This window comes from Acinetobacter sp. 'aerobic (ED)' (genome assembly GCF_904886855.1).
In the GTDB taxonomy this organism is placed as follows: domain Bacteria; phylum Pseudomonadota; class Gammaproteobacteria; order Pseudomonadales; family Moraxellaceae; genus Acinetobacter; species Acinetobacter courvalinii.
The window spans coordinates 18,989-39,677 of sequence record NZ_CAJHGI010000005.1 but is presented as its reverse complement, the minus strand read 5'-3'; the positions used below and the strand labels follow the sequence as shown (position 1 = coordinate 39,677).

25 protein-coding genes are annotated in these 20,689 nt (G+C 44.2%); 6 read left to right on the top strand and 19 right to left on the bottom strand.

Features of this window, described 5'->3' with window-relative positions:
* Window positions 1-27 precede the first annotated feature (27 nt).
* The 18 genes from JO943_RS11495 to JO943_RS11410 form a co-directional block, all read right to left on the bottom strand.
* Window positions 28-681 (bottom strand): 4'-phosphopantetheinyl transferase family protein, encoded by a 654-nt coding sequence (locus JO943_RS11495; protein WP_202740837.1) that lies wholly within the window; start codon window positions 679-681, stop codon window positions 28-30.
* A gap of 66 nt (window positions 682-747) precedes the next feature.
* Window positions 748-2,157 (bottom strand): ribosome biogenesis GTPase Der, encoded by a 1,410-nt coding sequence (der, locus tag JO943_RS11490; RefSeq protein ID WP_005226795.1) that lies wholly within the window; start codon window positions 2,155-2,157, stop codon window positions 748-750.
* A gap of 176 nt (window positions 2,158-2,333) precedes the next feature.
* A complete protein-coding gene (gene bamB / locus JO943_RS11485) occupies window positions 2,334-3,476 on the bottom strand; it encodes an outer membrane protein assembly factor BamB (protein WP_202740836.1) in 1,143 nt (380 codons plus the stop codon).
* Window positions 3,476-4,174, bottom strand: a complete 699-nt coding sequence (locus tag JO943_RS11480; protein ID WP_005226791.1) for a YfgM family protein — start codon at window positions 4,172-4,174, stop codon at window positions 3,476-3,478. Before JO943_RS11480 ends, bamB begins: the two co-directional genes overlap by 1 nt.
* Window positions 4,175-4,203: 29 nt before the next feature.
* Window positions 4,204-5,496, bottom strand: coding sequence for a histidine--tRNA ligase (gene hisS, locus JO943_RS11475; protein ID WP_202740835.1), 1,293 nt, complete (start codon window positions 5,494-5,496; stop codon window positions 4,204-4,206).
* The gene (gene ispG, locus JO943_RS11470; RefSeq protein ID WP_005226789.1) at window positions 5,493-6,608 is read right to left on the bottom strand and encodes a flavodoxin-dependent (E)-4-hydroxy-3-methylbut-2-enyl-diphosphate synthase; all 1,116 of its coding nucleotides are present in this window, start codon (window positions 6,606-6,608) and stop codon (window positions 5,493-5,495) included. Before ispG ends, hisS begins: the two co-directional genes overlap by 4 nt.
* 22 nt (window positions 6,609-6,630) lie before the next feature.
* Window positions 6,631-7,428, bottom strand: coding sequence for a helix-turn-helix domain-containing protein (locus JO943_RS11465; RefSeq protein WP_199949590.1), 798 nt, complete (start codon window positions 7,426-7,428; stop codon window positions 6,631-6,633).
* Window positions 7,419-8,225, bottom strand: coding sequence for a type IV pilus biogenesis/stability protein PilW (gene pilW, locus JO943_RS11460; RefSeq protein WP_032881569.1), 807 nt, complete (start codon window positions 8,223-8,225; stop codon window positions 7,419-7,421). Before pilW ends, JO943_RS11465 begins: the two co-directional genes overlap by 10 nt.
* 17 nt (window positions 8,226-8,242) lie before the next feature.
* Window positions 8,243-9,478, bottom strand: a complete 1,236-nt coding sequence (gene rlmN, locus JO943_RS11455) for a 23S rRNA (adenine(2503)-C(2))-methyltransferase RlmN (protein WP_202740834.1) — start codon at window positions 9,476-9,478, stop codon at window positions 8,243-8,245.
* A gap of 121 nt (window positions 9,479-9,599) precedes the next feature.
* Window positions 9,600-10,031 (bottom strand): nucleoside-diphosphate kinase, encoded by a 432-nt coding sequence (gene ndk, locus JO943_RS11450; RefSeq protein ID WP_004775629.1) that lies wholly within the window; start codon window positions 10,029-10,031, stop codon window positions 9,600-9,602.
* A gap of 107 nt (window positions 10,032-10,138) precedes the next feature.
* Complete coding sequence (gene iscX / locus JO943_RS11445; RefSeq protein WP_005226785.1) at window positions 10,139-10,339, bottom strand: Fe-S cluster assembly protein IscX; 201 nt, start codon at window positions 10,337-10,339, stop codon at window positions 10,139-10,141.
* Window positions 10,340-10,446: 107 nt separating this feature from the next.
* The gene (locus tag JO943_RS11440; protein ID WP_009513084.1) at window positions 10,447-10,998 is read right to left on the bottom strand and encodes a phosphatase PAP2 family protein; all 552 of its coding nucleotides are present in this window, start codon (window positions 10,996-10,998) and stop codon (window positions 10,447-10,449) included.
* 32 nt (window positions 10,999-11,030) lie between these two features.
* Entirely contained in the window at window positions 11,031-12,302 is a 1,272-nt protein-coding gene (locus JO943_RS11435) for a glycosyltransferase family 4 protein (protein ID WP_032870212.1), read from the bottom strand.
* A 156-nt stretch (window positions 12,303-12,458) separates the two neighbouring features.
* Complete coding sequence (locus JO943_RS11430) at window positions 12,459-13,298, bottom strand: symmetrical bis(5'-nucleosyl)-tetraphosphatase (RefSeq protein ID WP_202740833.1); 840 nt, start codon at window positions 13,296-13,298, stop codon at window positions 12,459-12,461.
* Window positions 13,298-14,110: a 16S rRNA (adenine(1518)-N(6)/adenine(1519)-N(6))-dimethyltransferase RsmA gene (gene rsmA / locus JO943_RS11425; protein WP_004775636.1), complete on the bottom strand. Its 813-nt coding sequence runs from the start codon at window positions 14,108-14,110 to the stop codon at window positions 13,298-13,300. Before rsmA ends, JO943_RS11430 begins: the two co-directional genes overlap by 1 nt.
* Before the next feature lie 40 nt (window positions 14,111-14,150).
* Window positions 14,151-15,137 carry a 4-hydroxythreonine-4-phosphate dehydrogenase PdxA gene (gene pdxA, locus JO943_RS11420; RefSeq protein WP_202740832.1) on the bottom strand — a complete coding sequence of 329 codons (987 nt, stop codon included), beginning with the start codon at window positions 15,135-15,137 and terminating at the stop codon, window positions 14,151-14,153.
* Window positions 15,138-15,358: 221 nt separating this feature from the next.
* Window positions 15,359-15,712, bottom strand: a complete 354-nt coding sequence (locus tag JO943_RS11415; protein WP_202740831.1) for a hypothetical protein — start codon at window positions 15,710-15,712, stop codon at window positions 15,359-15,361.
* Between the two features lie 64 nt (window positions 15,713-15,776).
* Entirely contained in the window at window positions 15,777-16,418 is a 642-nt protein-coding gene (locus JO943_RS11410; RefSeq protein WP_202740830.1) for a hypothetical protein, read from the bottom strand.
* A 268-nt stretch (window positions 16,419-16,686) separates the two neighbouring features.
* Here JO943_RS11410 and rplM point away from each other — a divergent pair, with 268 nt between their 5' ends.
* Together rplM and rpsI are read left to right on the top strand one after the other, a co-directional pair.
* On the top strand, window positions 16,687-17,115 hold the full coding sequence (rplM, locus tag JO943_RS11405; protein WP_005226762.1) for a 50S ribosomal protein L13: 429 nt from the start codon (window positions 16,687-16,689) through the stop codon (window positions 17,113-17,115).
* A gap of 12 nt (window positions 17,116-17,127) precedes the next feature.
* Entirely contained in the window at window positions 17,128-17,514 is a 387-nt protein-coding gene (gene rpsI, locus JO943_RS11400; protein ID WP_004775642.1) for a 30S ribosomal protein S9, read from the top strand.
* Between the two features lie 64 nt (window positions 17,515-17,578).
* Here the strand turns inward: rpsI and JO943_RS11395 are convergent, their stop codons facing one another.
* On the bottom strand, window positions 17,579-17,977 hold the full coding sequence (locus tag JO943_RS11395; RefSeq protein WP_202740829.1) for a hypothetical protein: 399 nt from the start codon (window positions 17,975-17,977) through the stop codon (window positions 17,579-17,581).
* A 126-nt stretch (window positions 17,978-18,103) separates the two neighbouring features.
* On the opposite strand from JO943_RS11395, the gene JO943_RS11390 reads away from it, so the two are divergent.
* From JO943_RS11390 to JO943_RS11375, 4 genes are all read left to right on the top strand, one after another.
* The gene (locus JO943_RS11390; RefSeq protein WP_004775645.1) at window positions 18,104-18,763 is read left to right on the top strand and encodes a glutathione S-transferase N-terminal domain-containing protein; all 660 of its coding nucleotides are present in this window, start codon (window positions 18,104-18,106) and stop codon (window positions 18,761-18,763) included.
* 14 nt (window positions 18,764-18,777) lie between these two features.
* Window positions 18,778-19,203: a ClpXP protease specificity-enhancing factor gene (locus tag JO943_RS11385; protein ID WP_005226757.1), complete on the top strand. Its 426-nt coding sequence runs from the start codon at window positions 18,778-18,780 to the stop codon at window positions 19,201-19,203.
* A gap of 15 nt (window positions 19,204-19,218) precedes the next feature.
* Entirely contained in the window at window positions 19,219-19,881 is a 663-nt protein-coding gene (locus JO943_RS11380) for a hypothetical protein (protein ID WP_202740828.1), read from the top strand.
* Window positions 19,882-20,267: 386 nt separating this feature from the next.
* Window positions 20,268-20,627 (top strand): hypothetical protein, encoded by a 360-nt coding sequence (locus tag JO943_RS11375; protein ID WP_004775651.1) that lies wholly within the window; start codon window positions 20,268-20,270, stop codon window positions 20,625-20,627.
* Window positions 20,628-20,689: the final 62 nt, after the last annotated feature.

Below are 20,689 nucleotides of genomic sequence, written 5' to 3'. Positions count from 1 at the left end.
TTAAAATCTGCTCTATCTGACGATGCTTTAATACTGAACAATCTGGATCTGTGGAAATTGAAAACCTCGGCAAGACCGCTCTGCCCGCCATGCAATGGTGACCACAAGATTCTGGTTCAGGATAAAGTTCTGATAGGCAAAAGTGCCAATCAATGGATGCGAACACATACCACCCTGATTTGTAGGATGAATCTGCGTATTCAAACTATTTAGGTCTAAACGAATACCAAGACCTGAGGCTTTTAAAATTGCTTCTTTGGTGGTCCAGACCCTAAACCAATATTCTGTGTCTTGATCTTGCTGCTGCCAAGTCTGGTATTCCTCAGGATGAAAAGCATGCCGGGCCAAGGCATCAAAACGGACTTTTCGGTCCAGCGCTTCAACATCAATGCCGATATCTTGAACACATTCGCTCATTGCCAGTGCATAATATTGCTGACTATGCGAATGATTAAAATGTAAGGAATGGGAACTTAAAAAAGGTTTGCCATGCTCATGTTTGGAAAACCCCAGATCATCTATAGTGCAATGCAGTTGATGAGCCAGAAGCTGATTACGTCGCGCCTGAATCTGCTGTTTTTGATAATGATTAAAGCCTCTAAAATCGGCAAAATCTGTTTTATCCTTTTGCAGCAGCTGCGCCAATGCCTGAACATGGATGTGTATGATACCTGTCGTCATGAGCAACATCTCCTGTGTATAAAAAAGCCCAAAGCAAAGTTTGGGCTTTTGAGCATCGAATACAGCTTAACGCTTGAATTTCTTTTCAGCTTTCTTAAACTTCTGAACATAACGACGCTTACGTGCTGCAACGCGTTCGTCCACTTGGGATTTACGTCCTTCAAATGGGTTCTCTGAGGTTTTAAAGTCAATACGAACTGGCGTACCTTCAAGCTTATAGACTTTACGGAATACGTTTTCCAGATAACGACGATAATCCGCTGGAGTCTTATCCACCTTGTTACCATGAATGACGATGGTTGGTGGATTTTGTCCGCCCATATGCGCATAACGCATTTTAATACGACGCCCACTGATCATTGGTGGCTGATGCGCCTCAGTAGCATCACTTAAAATCTGGGTCAGTTTCGCCGGTGAAACTTTTAGGTTTGCCGACTCGTAAGCACGATGGATCGAAGGATAAAGCTCACCCACGCCTGTACCATGTAGGGCTGAAATCAAATGGATTTTTGCCCATGGAATAAAGTCAAAACGACGTTCCACATCAAGTTTACATTGCTTACGATCATACTCGGTCATGTTGTCCCATTTGTTGATCGCAATGACCATGGCACGGCCTGCTTCAAGTGCATAACCAATCAAATGCAAGTCTTGTTCAACAATCCCTTCACGTGCATCGACCACCACGACCACAACATGCGCATCTTTCATGGCTTGCAGGGTTTTAACGATTGAGAATTTCTCAATCATCTCATCGACTTTACCTTTACGGCGTACACCGGCAGTGTCGATCAAGGTATATTGACGACCATCACGCTCATAAGGAATATAGATCGAATCACGGGTTGTACCTGGCTGGTCAAACGCAACCACACGCTCTTCCCCAAGTAAACGGTTTACCAACGTCGATTTACCCACGTTTGGACGACCGATAATCGCTAAACGCAAACCGGTATTTTTATTGTGCTCGTCCGGATTTTCATCTTCAGGCACTTCAGCCAACACTTCTTCAAGCATTTGCTGCACACCACGACCATGGCTGGCCGCAACCTGCATTGGTTCGCCCATACCAAGCTTGTAGAATTCAACTAATGCAGCTTCTGCATGGACACCATCGACCTTGTTGGCCACCAGATGGACTTTTTTGCCTAATGTACGTAGCTCACGGGCAATCTGCTCATCCGACGCCAATAAACCAGCGCGTGCATCTACCACAAACACAATAATGTCTGCTTCATGGATAGCTGTTTTTGACTGCTCGGCCATGTAAGAGTCAATGCCACCTTCATTCTCACCAATACCGCCCGTATCTACGACAATGAATGATTTATTTTGATAAACCGCATCGCCATATTTGCGGTCACGAGTTAAACCAGCGAAGTCAGCAACCAAAGCATCACGACTTTTGGTGATTTGGTTAAATAGCGTTGATTTTCCGACGTTTGGACGACCAATGAGCGCAATAACGGGTTTCATAAATTAACCTTAATTCAGACGAGCCATCGTTGATGACATCGTATCAGAAACAGTATGGAAGATTTTGGTGATCAAGTAATCACAATAAAAATTCGGGGTTTTGTTTAAACAAATACCCCGATCATTCTTTTATTAGCAATAGCTAATTGAGCATTTTAGCACAAGCTAAGGCAAAATTAACGATTCTGCCAAATGGTTAATGCACCTTTTCGTGTTGCAACATAAAGCTGGTTGTCAATCACACGCAATGAACGCACTTCACCACTGGTTTTGGCACGACCGATCAACTTGCCTGAGGCCGGATTAATCAGATGAAGTACACCATCCAGATCACCCACCACCAGGTTTTGTCCTAACATCACAGGGTTGCTCAGCTGGCGGTTTAACAGTTCTTCATTCTGCCAAACCAACTCGCCAGTCACCAAGTTATAAGCATTTAACTTGCCATCGGTTGTGGTCACGAATACTTTATCTTCGGCAACTTCGGCAGTGTTGGTACTGCTGGCATCTTCACTCCATACCACACGTTGTGAAGCAAGATCGATTACAGTAACCTGACCCTGGAAGCTTGTGGTGACAAGGAATTGACCTGCAACAACCGGATCGCCGACTACATCAATCAAACGCTGGATGTCTGAACGACCATCGCTAATCGCCACACGGCGCTGGAAGCGAGGCACACCACTGATAATATCTAGTGCATATACATAAGCATTGGCAGAACCAATCAACACGGTACGCTCATCCAAGCGCACTGGGGCTGGCTGACCACGTAAACTAAACTGTACATTTGGCAGTTTATAGGCCCAGACTTGCTGGCCTGTTACTGCATCATGCGCAAACACAGTGCCATCATTGGCAATGGTAATTACACGACCCGACTGGATCAAGGATGGCGACAGAATGGCACCTGACAGTTTTGCCGTCCACTTTTGCTCACCTGTAGCCTGATCTAAACCAAATAACTGTCCTTTACGATTGCCAATGACCACAATCCCTTCACCGGCTTCTACACCGGCAGTCAGTTCTTGTTTGGTAATCTTGCTTTTCCAAAGGCGTTCTTTGCCTTTGTAAGCAGACACCTGACCATCAGGGTCAATCGCAAAAATCACACCATTGTCTGTATCCAGCTGTAAGCGCAAAGCCTCAGCCGCATTGGTAGACGAAACACTTTGTGAAAAAACAAGGTTTAAACTTTGTTCTTGCGTGATTTTTGGCAATGGATTTGGTTTTGCCTCTTTTACTTTATTGCTCGAACATCCAACAAGTAAAGCTGAAGCAATTGCAATTGCCAAAGGAAGTTTTAGTTTATTCTGCATTAAGACTCATCCACTTTGGTATCTAAGATCGGGCGCTCAAACTCAGGATCATCTACTAAAACGCCGACACTTTCGAGTTTAATTTGTAAAAGCTGACGCTCCTGTTTACGCTCGAGCAGGTTATCCCATGCACTTTGATACGCTTTACGCGCAGAGGCGTTGTCTTTCTTCGCAACAAAAATATCACCGCGAAGCTCATCAGCAGTAGCCTTGAACGCAGGCTCTGTCACAGCAGACAAGGTTTTTAAGGCTTCGTCAAATTTGTTTTGTGCCAATTGCGCATCAGCCAAACGTATTTTTACAACCTGTAGCAAACCCTCGTCTTTTACTTTTGAGTTTTCAACTTTCTTCAAGGCTTTTTCAGCAGCAGCATAGTCCTGCTTGTCATACGCAAGCTTCGCCATAACAAATTGTGTCTGAATTGCCTGTGCAGAATCGGCATCTTCTTTCACAATTTTATCTGCAGCCTCAGACAGGCTTGCAAAGGCATTGGGCTGACCTGTGGCAGCTTTGGCCTCATCCATCAACTTCTGTACCTTCGCCGTCTGGTTCTGGGCTTCGGCAAGATTTTTCTTTTGCCAGTATTCCCATCCGAAAAAGGCAATCAAGGCAATGAGAATTCCGCTAATGATTGCAGAACCATATTTTTTGGCAAACGACTTTAAACTGTCGAGCTGTTCATCATCACTTAAACTCATGTGATTGTCCTTTTCCTAAATTCTTCAACTTATTGTTTAAATTTTTCAATCAAAAACGGCGTCAGTTCAGTCAAAGCAACTTGAGACTGTTCTGCAGTCGCCAATTCTTTAATGAGAAGCTGCTGTGATTCCCACTCGCGCTCACCCAAGATCATCGCAAAAATCGCACCTGACTGATCGGCCTTTTTCATTTGGCTTTTCATGCTGCCTTGTGAACCTGTTTTTAAACGAATCGGGCTATTTGCCGCTTCCAGCTGATCACGAATCTGTTCCGCCAAGACCAAAGCTTTGGCTTGATAAGCCGGTTCAGCCAACAAGAAGATTTCGCAATCACGTACTGCTTTGGCCTGTTCGACTTGCTCGAGCAACAGGAGCAAACGTTCCATGCCCATCGCAAAGCCAACCGCAGGCACAGACTGATCCGCCTTACCTTTTAACTGCCCGACTAGACCGTCATAGCGACCACCTGCACACACCGTGCCTTGTGAACCCAACATGGTGGTGGTCCATTCAAATACGGTTTTGTTGTAGTAATCCAAACCACGGACTAACTTCTGGTTAATCACAAACTCGATACCCGCATCAGTGAGGTATTGCTGTAATTGCTGGAAGTGATTGATTGAATCTTCTTTGAGGAAATCATGCAACTTGGGCGCATTTTCCAGAATCTTTTGGGTCGACTCAATTTTAGAGTCCAGAATACGCAATGGATTGGTGCTTAAACGACGTTGCGAGTCTTCATCCAGAGCATCTTTGTGCTGATTTAAAAACTCAACCAATGCAGCACGGTATTCTGCACGTTCGTCGGTTTCCCCGAGTGTATTCAACTCAAGTTGAACCTTGTCCGCAACGCCCATACGCTTCCACAAACGTGCTGTCAGTAAAATCAACTCGGCATCGATATCGGGTGTTGCCACACCAAAGGTTTCTACACCAAACTGATGGAACTGGCGGTAACGGCCCTTTTGCGGTTTTTCATAACGGAACATCGGTCCCATATACCACACACGTGGCGTCGCACCGCGCAACAGATTATGTTCAAGCAAGGCACGTACACAACCCGCAGTCCCTTCTGGACGTAGCGTCAGTGATTCAGGCGGATTTCCCTTGTCAAAAAAGGTATACATTTCTTTTTCAACGATATCGGTCGCATCGCCAATAGCACGTTTGAATAAACCGGTTTGCTCAACAATCGGTAAACGGATCTGTTGATAACCATACGCATCCATTAAAGATGCAAGTTGTTGTTCCAGACTTCTCCAAGCCGCAGTTTGCGTTGGAAGGATGTCATTAAAACCTTTGATAGCGACGATTGAACTCATGATGAACTACGAATAATTTCTTTAGATTTTGCTTCTTCAAGCTCTTGAACACGTTGACGAACCATTGTTTCAATTTCATCAACCAACTGATTTGTGTCGATTAAATGGCTCTTTTCGCCATTACGGTACACCAGTGAACGCGGAGATGCCCCGACAATCCCGATATCCGCTTCTTTGGCTTCACCCGGACCATTCACCTTACACCCGATCACAGACAAGTCCATCGGGGTACGGATATCTTCTAGACGCTCTTCCAGTGCCTGCATCACCTGAATCACATTGAATTCCTGACGTGAGCAGCTTGGACAAGCAATAAAGTTAATGCCATTTGAGCGCAGGCCCAGCGATTTTAAAATATCAAACCCGATTTTAATCTCGTCTTCCGGCTCGGCAGCAAGCGAGATACGCATGGTATCGCCAATGCCTTCCATCAATAATCCACCCAGCGCGATGGCTGATTTCACCGTACCGGTACGATAGATACCTGCCTCTGTGACACCGAGATGCAAAGGATTATCAATCTGTTGCGACAATAAGCGATACGCATCCATGGTCAGGAAAACATTCGAAGCTTTTACGCTGACTTTGAACTCATGGAAGTCCAGACGGTCCAGAATATCGATATGACGCATCGCCGACTCAAGCAAGGCCTGCCCGGTTGGCTCGCCATATTTCGCCTGTAAATCTTTTTCCAGTGAACCCGCATTCACACCGATACGGATCGAAATACCATGATGTTTTGCCGCAGCAACCACCTCACGTACTTTCTGATCTGAACCGATATTCCCCGGGTTAATGCGCAAACAGTCGGCACCATAATCCGCCACAGCCAACGCAATACGATGATCAAAATGAATATCCGCCACCAGAGGCACGGTCACACGTTTACGAATAGCACCAAATGCCTCTGCTGCTTCCATTGAAGGAACAGAAACACGCATGATATCTGCACCAGCATCTGCACAGCGCTGGATTTGCGCGACAGTCGCATCGACATCACAGGTTTCAGTATTCGTCATACTTTGAACACTAATCGGGGCATCACCACCGACATACACCGAACCGACACGGATTTTACGTGTCGGGCGGCGTTTAATGGGGTTCACAATCATCGTATAGCTCTACTCTTTGTCGTTAACGAGACAAACGGAATTCTGCTTTTCCATTGACGGTATAAGGAGACAATGAAATCTGTTCCTGATTCAAAACCAGGGATACAGCGGTCGCATCGTCCAAACGAATCTGGAATGGCGACTGACCACTCAGATTCAAGGTCGATGCCTGACGACCTGTTGCCAATACTTTACCTGTTGCATCCACAATATGCACAGAGGTTGGTCGGCTAAAGTTCAGCACTAATTGGTCACCAGATGTTGCTGCCGTTGTATTTCCACCCATCGGCAGAATTTCAACTTCAGAGTTTTTGATCTTTGGTACATCCGCATCATCCTTATGGCTTGATGTCCAATTCTGTACAGCCATGACCGCTAACCATGCCAATACTGCCACCGCTGCCACAATCGCAATGCGTTTTAACCATTTACGGTTACGTACGCTTTTCGAACCTGACAATTTCCCCATGATCTTAATCGGAGAGTTATTCAGGGCATGGCTGGCTTTAAGGCCGGTATCATTAACATAGATTTCATCAAAACGCTGAATGATCGCGCTTGCATCCGCATTTAAATGCTTGGCATAAGCACGATAATAGCCTTTGATAAAGGTCGCTTCTGGCAATGACTTGTAGTCATCTTGCTCTAATGCCGTCAAGGTTTTGACCGGCATGTTCAATACGTTTGCAATCTCTTCAATTTCTTTCTTTTGTGCAATACGAATTTGACGCAAATACTCACCAGGTCGTTGAATATTTCCTAACGCAGACGATGGCGAGGTTGAGCCAGTTGGCTGATGTGAATTTGGATTTATTTCCATACGGCCTCAGTACTGTACTGTAATTGCAAATAACGTTGATATTCTGGACTATCAGGAAATAAAGCGCGTAACTGATTGACTAACACTTGCATTCCTAACTGATCCGCATTTGCCCGAGCAATGCGTAAACCAATCCAAAGCGCACGGGCACCCTGGTTTTTCTGACCTACATTACGAACATATTGTTCGTATAGTTGCGATGCATCTCTATTATTTTGTTGCAAATAGAAAATTTCCGCCAACTCTAACATTGAAATTGTTGCGTTTCGATTCGCTTGTAGCGCCTGTTTGAATGCTTTTTCAGCATTCGCCACATCGCCGAGTTTTAAATAGATTCGCCCCAGGTTTTCCAGCGACTGAAAACGCTGATCATAACCCAGAGTTGCGCCCGCACGGGTAAATTGCTCAATGGCTTCATTATAGCGCTGCTGCTGGTACAAATATGTACCGTAATTATTACGCGCCTGAGCATTATCTGGTTCGGAGGAAATAGCACGCTTGAAATAAGACTCCGCTTTTTCCATATTGGCTGCGCTGCCTTCCTGTTGCAGCAGGATGCCCATCATCATGTTGGCGTTGGCATCCCGGGAATTCAGTTTTAATGCCTGATCAAGCGAACGCTTGGCTGAATCCAGATCACGTGTACGAATATATTCTGCCGCAAGTTGCGTACGCACCTGCACCGCTTTTTCAGGATCTTTTTTTAATGTTGTAGATGGCGTCTGGCAAGCTGTTAAGCCAAGTAAAGTAAACACAACAGCTGTCGCTATAATCGTTTTTGATCGAGTTGTATTCAACGCTTTTTCCCCAAGTTTTATCCTTGTGTGCGCAATATTTCTTGTCGTTGCGCCACTTTCTTTTTCCACTGTTCAGCACGACGGGTTCGGTCAGCCACCTGTCCTACCAATTGTCCACATGCCGCATCGATATCATCGCCACGTGTCTGACGAATCGTACACACAAATCCGGCATCCGACAAAGTTTTTTGGAAGGCAATAATGCGGTTACGGCTCGAACGGCCATACGGTGCATGCGGGAACGGATTAAATGGAATCAGATTGATTTTACTTGGTAAGTTTTTCAGCAACTTTAACAATTGCTGTGCATGCTCAGGCTGGTCATTGACCCCTTCCAGCATCACATATTCAATGGTGACATGGCGACGAGAACTTTCATTGCCATCTTTGCCCAAATAACGCTGGCAAGCCGCAATCAGTTGCTGTAACGGATATTTTTTATTGATCGGTACCAGTTCATTACGCAATTCGTCATTCGGTGCGTGTAATGAAATTGCCAGGGCAACATCAATATCCTGCGCCAGTTGATCGATCTTTGGCACCACGCCCGAGGTTGATAAGGTGACACGGCGTTTCGACATGCCATAAGCAAAGTCATCCAGCATCAACTGCATCGAACTGAGCACAGCATCGTAATTGAGTAAGGGTTCACCCATCCCCATCATCACGACATTGGTGACAGTACGTTCACGCTCAGCAACCGGCACTTCTTCCATGTAGGAATAGTTCGCCATCCACAGCTGACCAATAATTTCTGCAGGGGTTAAGTCACGCTGGAAACCTTGCTTACCGGTAGAACAGAATGAACAATCCAGTGCACAGCCCACTTGTGAAGAAATACACAGGGTTTTACGCGCGCCAGTTTTATCATCAGCCGGAATCAGGACCGTTTCAACCAGCGAGCCCTCACCATTACCGACACGGAATACCCACTTACGGGTGCCATCTTTGGAATAGTTACGATGCACCACTTCAGGCGCTTTAATTTCACAGATTTTTTCTAATTTTTCACGTAATTTGCCCGAGATATTGGTCATCTCGGCAAAATCTGTCACAAAATATTGATGAATCCATTTCATGACCTGACCGGCGCGAAACTTTTTTTCGCCCAGATCTTCAAAGAATTTTTCCAGTTCAGCTCGAGACATGCCAAGTAAATTGACTTTATGCTCGGCAGCTTGAACGACAGGCGTAGTAACAGACTGTTGTTTTTCATCTAAATTTTCTGATGAAACGACCACTGCAGAACTCATGTATATTTACCTAAACAATATCAGCGCTAAAAAATACTGTGCATTATTTGCACAATACAATCAATAAGAAATAAAAAACCAGATAAGTAGTATACCACTTATCTGGCTCGAATACTTTGGATTAACGAGTGCGTGGGCAAATCTCGTTATCAGCAAAGAAGTAAGCGATTTCGCGCTCAGCAGAAGCAACTGAGTCAGAACCGTGAGCAGCGTTTTCGTCGATGCTTACAGCGAAGTCAGCGCGGATTGTGCCTGGAGCCGCTTCTTTCGGGTTCGTTGCACCCAAGATATCACGGTGAGCAAGAACTGCATTTTCGCCTTCAAGAACTGAAACAACTACTGGACCAGAAGTCATGAATGCAACGAGGTCAGCAAAGAAACCACGTTCTTTGTGCTCAGCATAGAAACCTTCAGCATCAGCTTGAGAAAGGTGTTTCATTTTAGTAGCAACGATCTTCAAACCTGATTTTTCGAAACGAGCAAAGATGTCGCCGATGTGGTTTTTAGAAACTGCATCTGGTTTTACGATAGATAAAGTACGTTCAATCGCCATGATTGACTCCTATTATGGTCTAAACTAAAAAATTTGCCGCATTATACCGATGTCATCGTTAATAATCAGCTTGAATATGCAAAAGTTCAGCGATTTCTGACGAATTTTTAACGAACTTCATCCAGCCAGGCCATTTGAATGGCTTCAAGCAAACCTTCGGTTGATTTATTCGGATCATCACTAAAGTCTGGTAATGCACACACCCAGGCATGCAAATCGGTGAATCGTACCCATTGTGGATCGACATCTGGATGTGCTTCGGTAAGTTCAATTGCAATATCAATCGTATCTGTCCAGCGTAAGCCCATATAACAACCTGAATAAATGTATGTGATTGAGCCTACTTTAACAAAACACCGGATTTAAGAGATAGTGTTGAAGTGCTAAATTGTCGCTAAAACGCTTGTAAAATGCGTTACAGAACCAGATTAAAGCTCGGTGCCAGCAAAATAATCGCACTTGCCACCGATGCACCAATCATTGCACCAACAATGACATCGCTTGGATAGTGTAGCCCCAGAATCATCCGTGACAATGCGACCAAGATCGTAAACGGTAGCATCAGGATCAATAACAGGGGCTGGATATAACCCAAAGTGATGGTGACCATGACCGCATGTAAGGTGTGACCCGAAGGAAAACTGAAATGATCGAGCGGTCGCTCCCCCAAGACAATGACCTGATGCACCTGATAAGGTCTTGGACGGGTAGTTTTATGTTTTAAAAATTTATAAATCAAGGTGCCTACAGAACCCGCCCCGATCAGATACAAGATCTGCACCCCATATGCCAAGCCATGCATCGCCCAAACTGACAGCAACATGACATACCAAAATGGCCCATCACCCAATCGGCTGATCGTTTTAAAAAATAAAGCGATACGTTGCGACTGTGAAAGATGGTTGAGATAGACACACCCTTTTAAATCGAGATCCAGCATTTTTATTTTTGCATTTTGAAATTTCATACTTTTTCTCCTCTTCAGGATTTAGGTCGGCGTCATGGGAGACTCCTCACGACCTGATAAAATGCATGTTCTAATTGTTGTACCGGAAACTGCCAGCTGCTGTGTTGTACGCTTTCGCTAGCCAGTAAGCCCATTTGTCTCAATTGCGGTAGCGCAGGTAAATGACAAATGGATTGAATAAAATCCGTGGTCTCTCCAAGCTGGCTCAACCAGCCGGTGACCCCATGCCGAACATGTTGATGGGCACAGACATAGTCATAGGCCACCACTGCCAAACCACTGGCAATGGCTTCCAACACCACATTTCCGAAGGTATCTGCCTGACTGGCAAAGGTAAACACATCGGCACTGGCATAAGCCGCCGAAAGCGCTTTCCCGCTCAGGCTCCCCATAAAGATCACATCACTGGATTGCGCCATTTTGCTCAGGCGTGTCTGGTCTGGCCCTTCGCCCACAATCACGAATTTAGTGTTTTTACCTTGTTGTGCCTGTAAGGCATGGAAACTCTTGATCAGCACATCGACTTCTTTTTCAGGTGACAAACGCCCGACATATAGCATGACACGGGTATCTGCATCAGCGCCCCATTGTTGGCGAAGCTGTTCTGAACGATGTTTCGGTGAAAACTTTTCCGTATCCACACCACGTCCGACCACCACCAAAGGACAGGTTACGCCAAAACCGCGTAAAGCCTGTTCGGTGTATTGACTGGGTACGCAGGTAACATCGGTACTGTTATGGAACCAGGTCAGATAACGTTGAATCGGCTTGACCAGAAAAGCCAGATCAAAGAACCGGCTAAAGTCATGAAAGGCTGAATGGAAGCCACTCGACACTGCAACCTTTCGCGATTTTGCGGCCTGCAAAGCGGTTAGACCCAAGGGCCCTTCTGTGACGATATGCACCACATCCGGCATAAATTTCTCAAAGGCTTTGGACACCTTGAGATATTGTGGCCATCCGAATTGCACACTTGGATATTTGGGAATCGGCTGAGACATCACCAGACATTCCTGATCAGGATGGAATTCGGTACAGACTGTTTTTTGTGTGGGACGTACCAGTAAGATTTTATGCCCAAGTCGCTGTAAACCCTGACATAACTGCATCATGGATAAAGCCACACCATTAATTTCTGGGGGCCAGGTTTCAGTCACAATCGCGATACGGAGACGAGGACGAACCAGATCATGCAGTTCAGACAATTCATCTTGTTTATTTTTGAGTTGTTTCCTTTTAAAGTAAAATTTAAAATTTTCAGGAAACTCTTGCTTGAATAGAGATGTCGCGTATGTACTCTGCATATCGCCATCCATTTGTGTCGTTATTTTCATGCTTTTAGCTTATAAGCATTTTTTGACACTTTAATGATCAGTGTATGACAGTTTTTTGACAGTCTTAAAATAAAAAATGCCCATTTTCCAAGCAAAAATGGGCATCTAAAAATAGCACTGCATCCATCAGGCAAGCGGGTTATCTACCGCAAAAAGCTGCTGATCTTCTAAACGTAAAGCCACCAATTGTTGTCCCCAGACACAGCCACCATCCACATTTTGAATTTGAGGACTAATGGTCTTGCCCTGTAATGCCGCCCAATGTCCAAAAATCAGCTGATGGGTGTGTGCGGCCTGACTTTCAAACTCAAACCAAGGTTGAAAACCCGCTGGCATTGGCGCATCGAGTGCATCCTTAAATTCAAACTCCAGACGACCTTCGGCATCGGTTAAGCGCATACGGGTCAGATAATTGGTGATACAACGCAATCGCGCCATACCTGTCAGCTCATCCGACCACAGATCCGGCTGTGAGCCATACATTTCTGCCAGAAAAGCATCCAGCACCGAGAGATCATCATGCGCAACAACCTGTTGCACTTCTTGCGCCAATGCAACTGTCTTTTCAGCGCTCCAGATACAGGGTACGCCCGCGTGAGTAATCAAGGTGTGTTGATTGGGAGACAGACTTAAAGGCTGTTTACGTAGCCAGTCAATCAGCTCATCGCCATCAATTGCGTCAATCACTTCCTGGGTATGGTCTTTTTCTTTGGCTTTTTTAAAGCCACGCGCACAGGCAATCAAGGTCAGGTCATGATTACCCAACACCGTTGCAGCGGCCCCACGGTCAGCCAACTTTTTAATAAAGCGTAAGGCACCGACCGAGTTTTCACCACGCGCCACCATATCGCCAGCGAACCATAAAAAGTCTTGGTCCGGATCAAAGCGGATTTCTTTCAGCAACGCTTTTAGTGCTTCAAAACAGCCTTGCACATCACCAATGACATAATTATAGCGCTTAGACATCAGGCCACCATCTGATCGGAAAGCGCCACGAAATCTGCCAGACTTAAGGTTTCTGGACGCGCCATCGGATCAACCCCAGCTTTTTCAAAGCCATCTTCCACCAGCATGCCTTTTAAGCTATTACGCAAGGTTTTACGGCGTTGAGTAAATACATGCCCCACCAAACGCGCTAACGCTTTCTCATTTTTTGCCACAATCGGTTTGGTTTCGTATGGCTCTAAACGGAAAACTGCTGACGTCACTTTTGGCGGAGGGTTAAATGATCCAGGTGGTACTTCAAACAAGAAAGTTGGTTTGCAGTAATACTGAATCATAACCGACAGACGACCATACTCTTTGGTATTGGGTGTTGCGGTAATACGGTCAACCACTTCTTTTTGCAACATGAAATGCATGTCTTTGACTTTGTCACCAAACTCCAAGAGATGGAACAACAGTGGTGTTGAAATGTTATAGGGTAAATTCCCTACCACGCGCAGTGGCCGGCCTTCCTGAAACAGCTGGGTAAAGTCGTACTTCAAGGCATCTGCTTCAACAATGGTCAAACGCTCAGGATGTGGTACACGGCCTGGCAAGCCTGCTGCCAAATCACGGTCCAGTTCAACTACGGTCAACGCATCACACTCACCAATTAACGGTGAGGTCAATGCTGCCAGACCAGGGCCAATTTCAACAATGTTTTCGCCCGCACGAGGATTGACTGAGCGTACAATTTTGGCAATCACACGTTGATCATGTAAAAAGTTTTGACCAAAACGTTTTCGAGCCTGATGCCCTTCATCTTTAGGGTTTAGGGCATTAATTTGATACATATATTTATACTCAATATTTGAAACTTAATTCCCCCCTCTTTTATAAAGAGGGGCTGGGGGAGATTCTTGCCAAATCAAGTGCTAAATCCACTGCAACATGCAAGCTCGATGCTTTTGCCTGTCCAGTGCCTGCAAGAGAGAGTGCCGTACCATGATCGACAGAGGTTCGAATAAATGGCAAACCTAATGTAATGTTTACTGCTTCACCAAAGCCCTGTGATTTTAACACAGGTAAGCCTTGATCGTGATACATCGCAAAAACCGCATCTGCATCTTTGAGATTTTCCGGGGTAAACAAAGTATCTGCTGGCAAGCTCAGGCTCATGTTCAGGCCCTGCGCTCGATAGCTTTCCAGCACAGGATTAATCACCTCAATTTCTTCACGACCTAAATAGCCGTCCTCGCCCGCATGCGGATTTAAACCACATACCAAGATACGCGGTGCAGAAATTTTAAATTTGGTTTTTAAGTCATGAATCAGGATATCAAGCACCTGATGTAAACGTTCAGGACTAATCGCAGCAGGCACATCGCGCAACGGCAAATGAGTGGTTGCCAGAGCCACCCGTAGCGTTTTGGTCGCCAGCATCATCACCACACGATCAACACCAGCAAACTCCTGATAAAACTCGGTATGTCCGCTAAACGCGATGCCCGCCTCATTGATAATGGACTTTTGTACAGGCGCCGTCGCCACACCAACACTTTGTCCAGACATGGCATAATCAGCCGAACGACGCAATTGCTCCAATACATAAGCTGCATTGGCTGAGTCTAACTGCCCTAAATTCACCAGTTTTGCCAAGGGCACATGTTCAACAAAAAGTTGCCCCTGCAAACTCGATGCTGTTTGTCCCTGATAAGCAACCAGTTCAACATTTAAACCGAGTAGATTGGCACGTTGCTGCAACATTTCGATATCAGCCAATACCACCAGCGGCCGCTCATCAATCCGTTCCGCCAGACTCAGACAGATATCTGGACCAATTCCAGCGGGTTCACCTGAAGTGACATATAAAGGAAGCATATCTAGCGCCAGTCTTTTTGATTTCCTGCTAGTGTAACCAAAATCTAAAAGCAGCTATAGCCCTACCTTTTTATAAATTCTGTTGAAAGATCAGCAATAGCCCTTTATTACAGTACATACAGCCAAAAAAGTAATGGCTCTTCGTTAAAATCAACACGGTCTTGCCTAAACCCTTGCTAAGTTCAGCCTTTATAAAAGTCAGAATATGAGTGTTGAAGTATTTAGTCTTCCGGTTTTCGTGGTAAATGAAACTCGGCATTTAACCAGCCGAGCACATGCGCAAGTTCTGACAAGCAAACTAGGACCCCGGCAACCACAATAGCAATAGCCAGCCATTTCCACAGTTGGCCATGGGTCTGGCTAAAACGCTGCGCTGGAATGCAGAAAAAAATCAGCCCACCTGCCAAATAAAGCAGATATGGAAAAGGTGTGAAATGCATAAACATGCTGACTAAGGCCACGCCGACCATCCCGCTAAAACCGTAATAGATTCCAAACCCGGTGATCAGAATGAAATAAGTTGTGATGAGACCGAACAGACAGCCCAATAGAAATTGTTTTACGCGCAGCATCATGAGTCTTTTTATTTGGATTCACACTCATAAGACATTATTTTATCCGTTCAATCAAGCTGCTGGATCAGCGTTCAGGCAGCACAGCTTTAGACAGGTTCTGTGGAACAAGATTGGAAGGAACAAATTCAACCTTTCGGGTCCATGGATTTACTTTGGGCTGTGCTTTCTTCTCCGGCTGCGCCAAAGCCATTTCTTCTTTTTTTTCACTCACGGCAACCGTACTTACTGGCTTGTCAGCAAAAGGGTTGCTGATACTGTCTTTTTTTTCTGCTGCTGGCAGCGCCTGCTGAAGTGGAGCTTCTTTCTTCTCAAGTGCTGTAGTGTTCACGACTGTACTGGCTGGACGGGCATAAGCAGCGACCATAGCCCCTTGCTTTACGATGGTCTGGGTGGTCGGTGCGGGTAACTGAGGTGCGGGAGTTGCCAACGTATTACTTGATGTCCCTTGCAGATTTAGCGGATCTACCGGAATTTCGATGGCTTTCATTTCAGCGGTAACCGCCATTGCAGGATCAATATGATCGTTGCCACGACTTTCCAGCACTTCAAGTTTACGGCTTGTGCCCTCTTTCGGCTGGAATTCAGAATAATTGGTCACACTGGTCTGATCGACCCATTTATACAGTCGTCGTGCATGGGTCTGAGTCGCACAAACACCCACCAGCAAGGTGACTACAACCATTTTTGTAGAAAACGACAACTTCATCAAATTCCCCGAGAGAAGAGGTAAATACTTCTATTTATTTCAAATAATTGGCATAAAAAATAATAGGTTAATCCCGGCGCTGTCTCAAGCGAAATAACAGACCCTGCAACTCACCGCCGATTAGTTCCCAATTCAGTCACATTGCAGCAATTTCTGGCTTCGGTAGCGTTTTTTTCTTGTGCATGGATATAAACTCATGTAGAATTCGGTCTCCTTTTGTTTGGACAGATTCCACCGTCCAAACCAACTATAATAGGTAGTGGTTTAAATGAAAACTCTCAGCGCTAAGCCAGCTGAAGTTCAACACGATTGGTATGTTGTTGATGCTTCTGGCAAAACTTTAGGTCGCCTTGCGACTGAAATCGCTCGTCGTTTACGCGGTAAGCACAAAACTTCTTATACTCCTCACGTTGACACTGGCGATTACATCGTTGTGATCAATGCTGAACAAGTTCAAGTGACTGGTAACAAATCACTTGATAAGAAATACTATCGCCATACTGGTTTCCCTGGTGGTATCCGTGAGACTAACTTCGAGAAGTTAATTGCTCACAAACCTGAAGCTGTTTTAGAAAAAGCGGTTAAAGGTATGTTACCAAAAGGTCCTCTTGGTTATGCAATGATCAAAAAAATGAAAGTGTACGCTGGTAGCGAGCATCCTCATACTGCTCAACAGCCACAAGTTTTGGACATCTAAGGGATACAGCACATGGCTACTAATTATGGTACAGGTCGCCGTAAGACCGCAACTGCACGTGTTTTCTTGTCAGCTGGTACAGGCAAACTCGTAATCAACAATCGTACTTTAGAGCAATATTTCGGTCGTGAAACTGCTCGTATGGTTGTACGTCAGCCTTTAGAACTTTTAGAAGTTACTGAAAAATTTGACCTTTACATCACTGTTAAAGGTGGTGGTATTGGTGGTCAAGCTGGCGCTATCCGTCACGGTATTACTCGTGCATTGATCGCTGCTGACGAAAACTTAAAACCTGCTCTTCGTCAAGCTGGTTTCGTTACTCGTGATGCTCGTGAAGTTGAACGTAAGAAACTTGGTTTACGTAAAGCACGTAAACGTCCTCAATTCTCTAAACGTTAATCGTTTTACGAATTGGACAAAAAAACCTCGGATTTTCCGAGGTTTTTTTTATTGCCTTTATTTATTACTTCTTTTTAGAACAATCCATGACTGCATCACCTGTGCCATCGGCAGCAGCAAATTCGGTGACAGTACAGCCATTTTGCTGATAGCTTCGAGTGCTTTTGGAAAATTGATGATCTTTCGGAATCGGTGCATTACACGGCTGCCCGGTTTTTTCATGTACCATCTGGATCGGTCCATCATTAAAAATGGTCACCTGACAGCTTTTGACCACATACTGCTTTTTAATGCCACCATATTGTTGCCCACTATCCTCATCAGCCCCAGCAGCAATCACGGCATCAGCTGCCGCCTCACTCTCTACCGAAGAACTATTGCTCTGCCCCACTCCCTTAGGCGAACCCGCACAACCACCTAGTAACAACACACCGCACAATACAATCAGATAATCTCGTTTCATTCTATTTTCTCTCATTGAACTTATTGAATAATAAATCTATTCTGTAAGGCTCATATTATTAATGTTTAAGTGCTTTCCAACGTTAATTTTAGTATTCTAAACAGTCAATCAGAATTTTTTGGATTTATGTCTTTAGAAAATCCCCCAAGCCCTGTGCAAGGCATTACGCTTTATAGTCATGCAGATGATTTCCGCTCACACTGGATTCGTTTTTTACTTGCTGAAAAACAAATCAAATATCAGCTCATTATCACTGACCATGAAGATGAGGATTTGGCAGACCTCAATCCCTACAATCAGCTGCCGATGTTGATTGAACAAAACCTAAAGCTATTTTCAGCCAACGTGATTGCTGAATATCTAGATGACCGTTATCGCCAGAATAAACTCTATGCCGATGCACCGATGGCCAGAGCTGAACAGCGACAATATATCTGGCGCTTTGAACAGGACTGGTTCAAACTGGCAGATCATATGCTCAGACATGCCGATAGCCTGGACCTGAAACAAAAACAAAAAGCACAGAAAGAACTCAGGGATACCTTGATTTCACTGACGCCCCTGTTTCAGCATTTTCCATTTTTCATGTCAGAAACCTTCTCGATTCTGGACTGCATGCTAGCCCCGATCTTCTTGCGCCTTAAAAGTATGGGAATCGAATTACCGGCACAGCATTGCCGACCGATCTTCTTGTATTGTCATCGTATCTTTAGCCGCCCATCTTTCATTAAATCAATGACAGCTCAAGAAAAAAACAGCTACAATGAATTGATTTCTACGATTTAATAAGTTTTTCAATTATGTCTGAGCAAATAACTTTTACGCCTACACGCCCATACCTTGCTCGTGCCATTTATGAATGGATTTGCGATAACCAGCTGACGCCTTATTTGTTAGTGGATGCAACCCAACCGCACACAGATGTTCCGCTACAATTTGTAAAAGATGGGCAAATTGTTTTGAACCTCGCGCCGCATGCAGTGCATCAACTGCATATGAGTAATGATGCGATCACTTTCTCCGCCCGTTTTGGCGGTGTTGCCAAAGAAATTTATGTGCCTATCCGTGCCGTACTTGGAATTTACGCCAGAGAAAATGGACAAGGCCTATTCTTTGATCCTTCTGAATATGAAGATATGGAAGAAACTGCTGCACCAGAAACAGAACAAACCAAGCAAGAAGCAGAACCTACGAAAAAGAAACCTTCACTCAGAATTTTAGATTAAGCAAGGAGAGACACAATGGCATTTGACTTGGTTCAGTATTTTGCTGAACAGATTAAAATTCAAAAACCGCAGCTTTTTAGCCAATATTCTCCAAAAGAAAAACAGTCTTATATTGATGAAGTCAATATTTTAACTCTTGGACAATTAATCAGCTTATGGAAACAGAATCCCCAGAAACTTTATCAGGAAGTTCAAACCGCTGATCCGCTTTATATCCAAGAGATTGCTCGTCACCTGACCACCTCCCCGCATAATCAGTCTGAGCTTAAAGCGTCTGAACTCGAAAATAGTGTTTCAGAAGTACTGGCTTTACAACTAACAGAGTTAAAGCAGCTTGACCAGACCGGCAGCTTCGGACAAACCGGACTGACCGAACTGTTAATGGGTCAAATTGAACATCTATCCGGCCAAGCGGAAGACTGGGTCTGGTCAACCAACCATTTGACAGAGTTATTGGGCTCCAAACCGGTTGTTCAAGAAGAGGTTTCTCTTGAAGCCACCATGCAGGAGTTTAACCAGATGGTAAATCAGGCCAAACCTGAGGCTCATGAGCCGCATGAAGCTGCAGATATTGTCCCGCCAGTGGTACCCGGCTGGGCCTATCTTGTTTCTCCTCTGGTAGCATTGGTCATTCTTATATTTTTGTATTGTTCATATTGCCAGTTAATCTCTGGCTGATTTGAGACAAGCCGATAAAGAAAGAATTAAATTCTTTCTTTATCATCATTTTAGTAGAAAATTAATCATTATTAAAATAATAATTCAAACTTTCTAATTAATAAATTTACATTTATTTACAATCCCAATTACATATTTATCTTAATTATTAATGTGAATAAAATCACACTAACAATTAATTATTCATCTTAATTAATATTTTTATTTGTTAATCTGACAAAAAATGTCAATTATTAGCACTCCTTAAATTTCAATTAATCTAAAGCATGATTGATTTAATAAAAGAGTTTCCTATAATAAATTTATCTACTTTTGAAAACTAATCAAAAACAAAAGTAGTGTATATATAAATTCATAAACAAAGATGTATCAGTAGAGATAAAATCATGGCTAAAATTTCATTAGAAAGCTTAACAAATATTGATGGGTTCGTTGCAGCAGCATTAGTAGATACAGAAAGCGGTTTGGCGCTAGCAACACAAGGTGGGGGTTCACTGGATTTAGAATTGGCAGCTGCTGGTAATACCGAAGTTATCCGCGCCAAACGTCGCGTAGCCAACTCATTGAAACTTAACGATGATATTGAAGATATCCTGATCACCTTAGGTAAGGCATATCACTTGATCCGTCCATTAGAAAGCAATGGCAATTTGTTCCTTTATCTTGTTTTAGACCGTACCAAATCAAATCTTGCCATGGCGCGTCACGAACTTAAAACCTTCGAAAAAGAGTTAGATTTTGCTTAATTCTTAATTTAAAAATATTTAATACATTAGGTTTCTTGTATATATTTCTATTTTATTTATTC

What these genes read in the sequence shown, in the direction of transcription:
- iscX (WP_005226785.1), bottom strand. Translation starts at nt 10,339, where the DNA reads ATGGGCTTACGCTGGACAGATACGATTGATATTGCAATTGAACTTACC.
- JO943_RS11480 (WP_005226791.1), bottom strand. Translation starts at nt 4,174, where the DNA reads ATGAGTTTAAGTGATGATGAACAGCTCGACAGTTTAAAGTCGTTTGCC.
- JO943_RS11430 (WP_202740833.1), bottom strand. Translation starts at nt 13,298, where the DNA reads ATGTCTAAGCGCTATAATTATGTCATTGGTGATGTGCAAGGCTGTTTT.
- JO943_RS11385 (WP_005226757.1), top strand. Translation starts at nt 18,778, where the DNA reads ATGTCTGAGCAAATAACTTTTACGCCTACACGCCCATACCTTGCTCGT.
- rsmA (WP_004775636.1), bottom strand. Translation starts at nt 14,110, where the DNA reads ATGTATCAAATTAATGCCCTAAACCCTAAAGATGAAGGGCATCAGGCT.
- rplM (WP_005226762.1), top strand. Translation starts at nt 16,687, where the DNA reads ATGAAAACTCTCAGCGCTAAGCCAGCTGAAGTTCAACACGATTGGTAT.
- rpsI (WP_004775642.1), top strand. Translation starts at nt 17,128, where the DNA reads ATGGCTACTAATTATGGTACAGGTCGCCGTAAGACCGCAACTGCACGT.
- hisS (WP_202740835.1), bottom strand. Translation starts at nt 5,496, where the DNA reads ATGAGTTCAATCGTCGCTATCAAAGGTTTTAATGACATCCTTCCAACG.
- JO943_RS11465 (WP_199949590.1), bottom strand. Translation starts at nt 7,428, where the DNA reads ATGGAAATAAATCCAAATTCACATCAGCCAACTGGCTCAACCTCGCCA.
- JO943_RS11495 (WP_202740837.1), bottom strand. Translation starts at nt 681, where the DNA reads ATGACGACAGGTATCATACACATCCATGTTCAGGCATTGGCGCAGCTG.
- der (WP_005226795.1), bottom strand. Translation starts at nt 2,157, where the DNA reads ATGAAACCCGTTATTGCGCTCATTGGTCGTCCAAACGTCGGAAAATCA.
- JO943_RS11440 (WP_009513084.1), bottom strand. Translation starts at nt 10,998, where the DNA reads ATGAAATTTCAAAATGCAAAAATAAAAATGCTGGATCTCGATTTAAAA.
- JO943_RS11380 (WP_202740828.1), top strand. Translation starts at nt 19,219, where the DNA reads ATGGCATTTGACTTGGTTCAGTATTTTGCTGAACAGATTAAAATTCAA.
- JO943_RS11390 (WP_004775645.1), top strand. Translation starts at nt 18,104, where the DNA reads ATGTCTTTAGAAAATCCCCCAAGCCCTGTGCAAGGCATTACGCTTTAT.
- JO943_RS11410 (WP_202740830.1), bottom strand. Translation starts at nt 16,418, where the DNA reads ATGAAGTTGTCGTTTTCTACAAAAATGGTTGTAGTCACCTTGCTGGTG.
- JO943_RS11395 (WP_202740829.1), bottom strand. Translation starts at nt 17,977, where the DNA reads ATGAAACGAGATTATCTGATTGTATTGTGCGGTGTGTTGTTACTAGGT.
- JO943_RS11435 (WP_032870212.1), bottom strand. Translation starts at nt 12,302, where the DNA reads ATGCAGAGTACATACGCGACATCTCTATTCAAGCAAGAGTTTCCTGAA.
- JO943_RS11375 (WP_004775651.1), top strand. Translation starts at nt 20,268, where the DNA reads ATGGCTAAAATTTCATTAGAAAGCTTAACAAATATTGATGGGTTCGTT.
- rlmN (WP_202740834.1), bottom strand. Translation starts at nt 9,478, where the DNA reads ATGAGTTCTGCAGTGGTCGTTTCATCAGAAAATTTAGATGAAAAACAA.
- ispG (WP_005226789.1), bottom strand. Translation starts at nt 6,608, where the DNA reads ATGATTGTGAACCCCATTAAACGCCGCCCGACACGTAAAATCCGTGTC.
- bamB (WP_202740836.1), bottom strand. Translation starts at nt 3,476, where the DNA reads ATGCAGAATAAACTAAAACTTCCTTTGGCAATTGCAATTGCTTCAGCT.
- JO943_RS11415 (WP_202740831.1), bottom strand. Translation starts at nt 15,712, where the DNA reads ATGATGCTGCGCGTAAAACAATTTCTATTGGGCTGTCTGTTCGGTCTC.
- ndk (WP_004775629.1), bottom strand. Translation starts at nt 10,031, where the DNA reads ATGGCGATTGAACGTACTTTATCTATCGTAAAACCAGATGCAGTTTCT.
- pdxA (WP_202740832.1), bottom strand. Translation starts at nt 15,137, where the DNA reads ATGCTTCCTTTATATGTCACTTCAGGTGAACCCGCTGGAATTGGTCCA.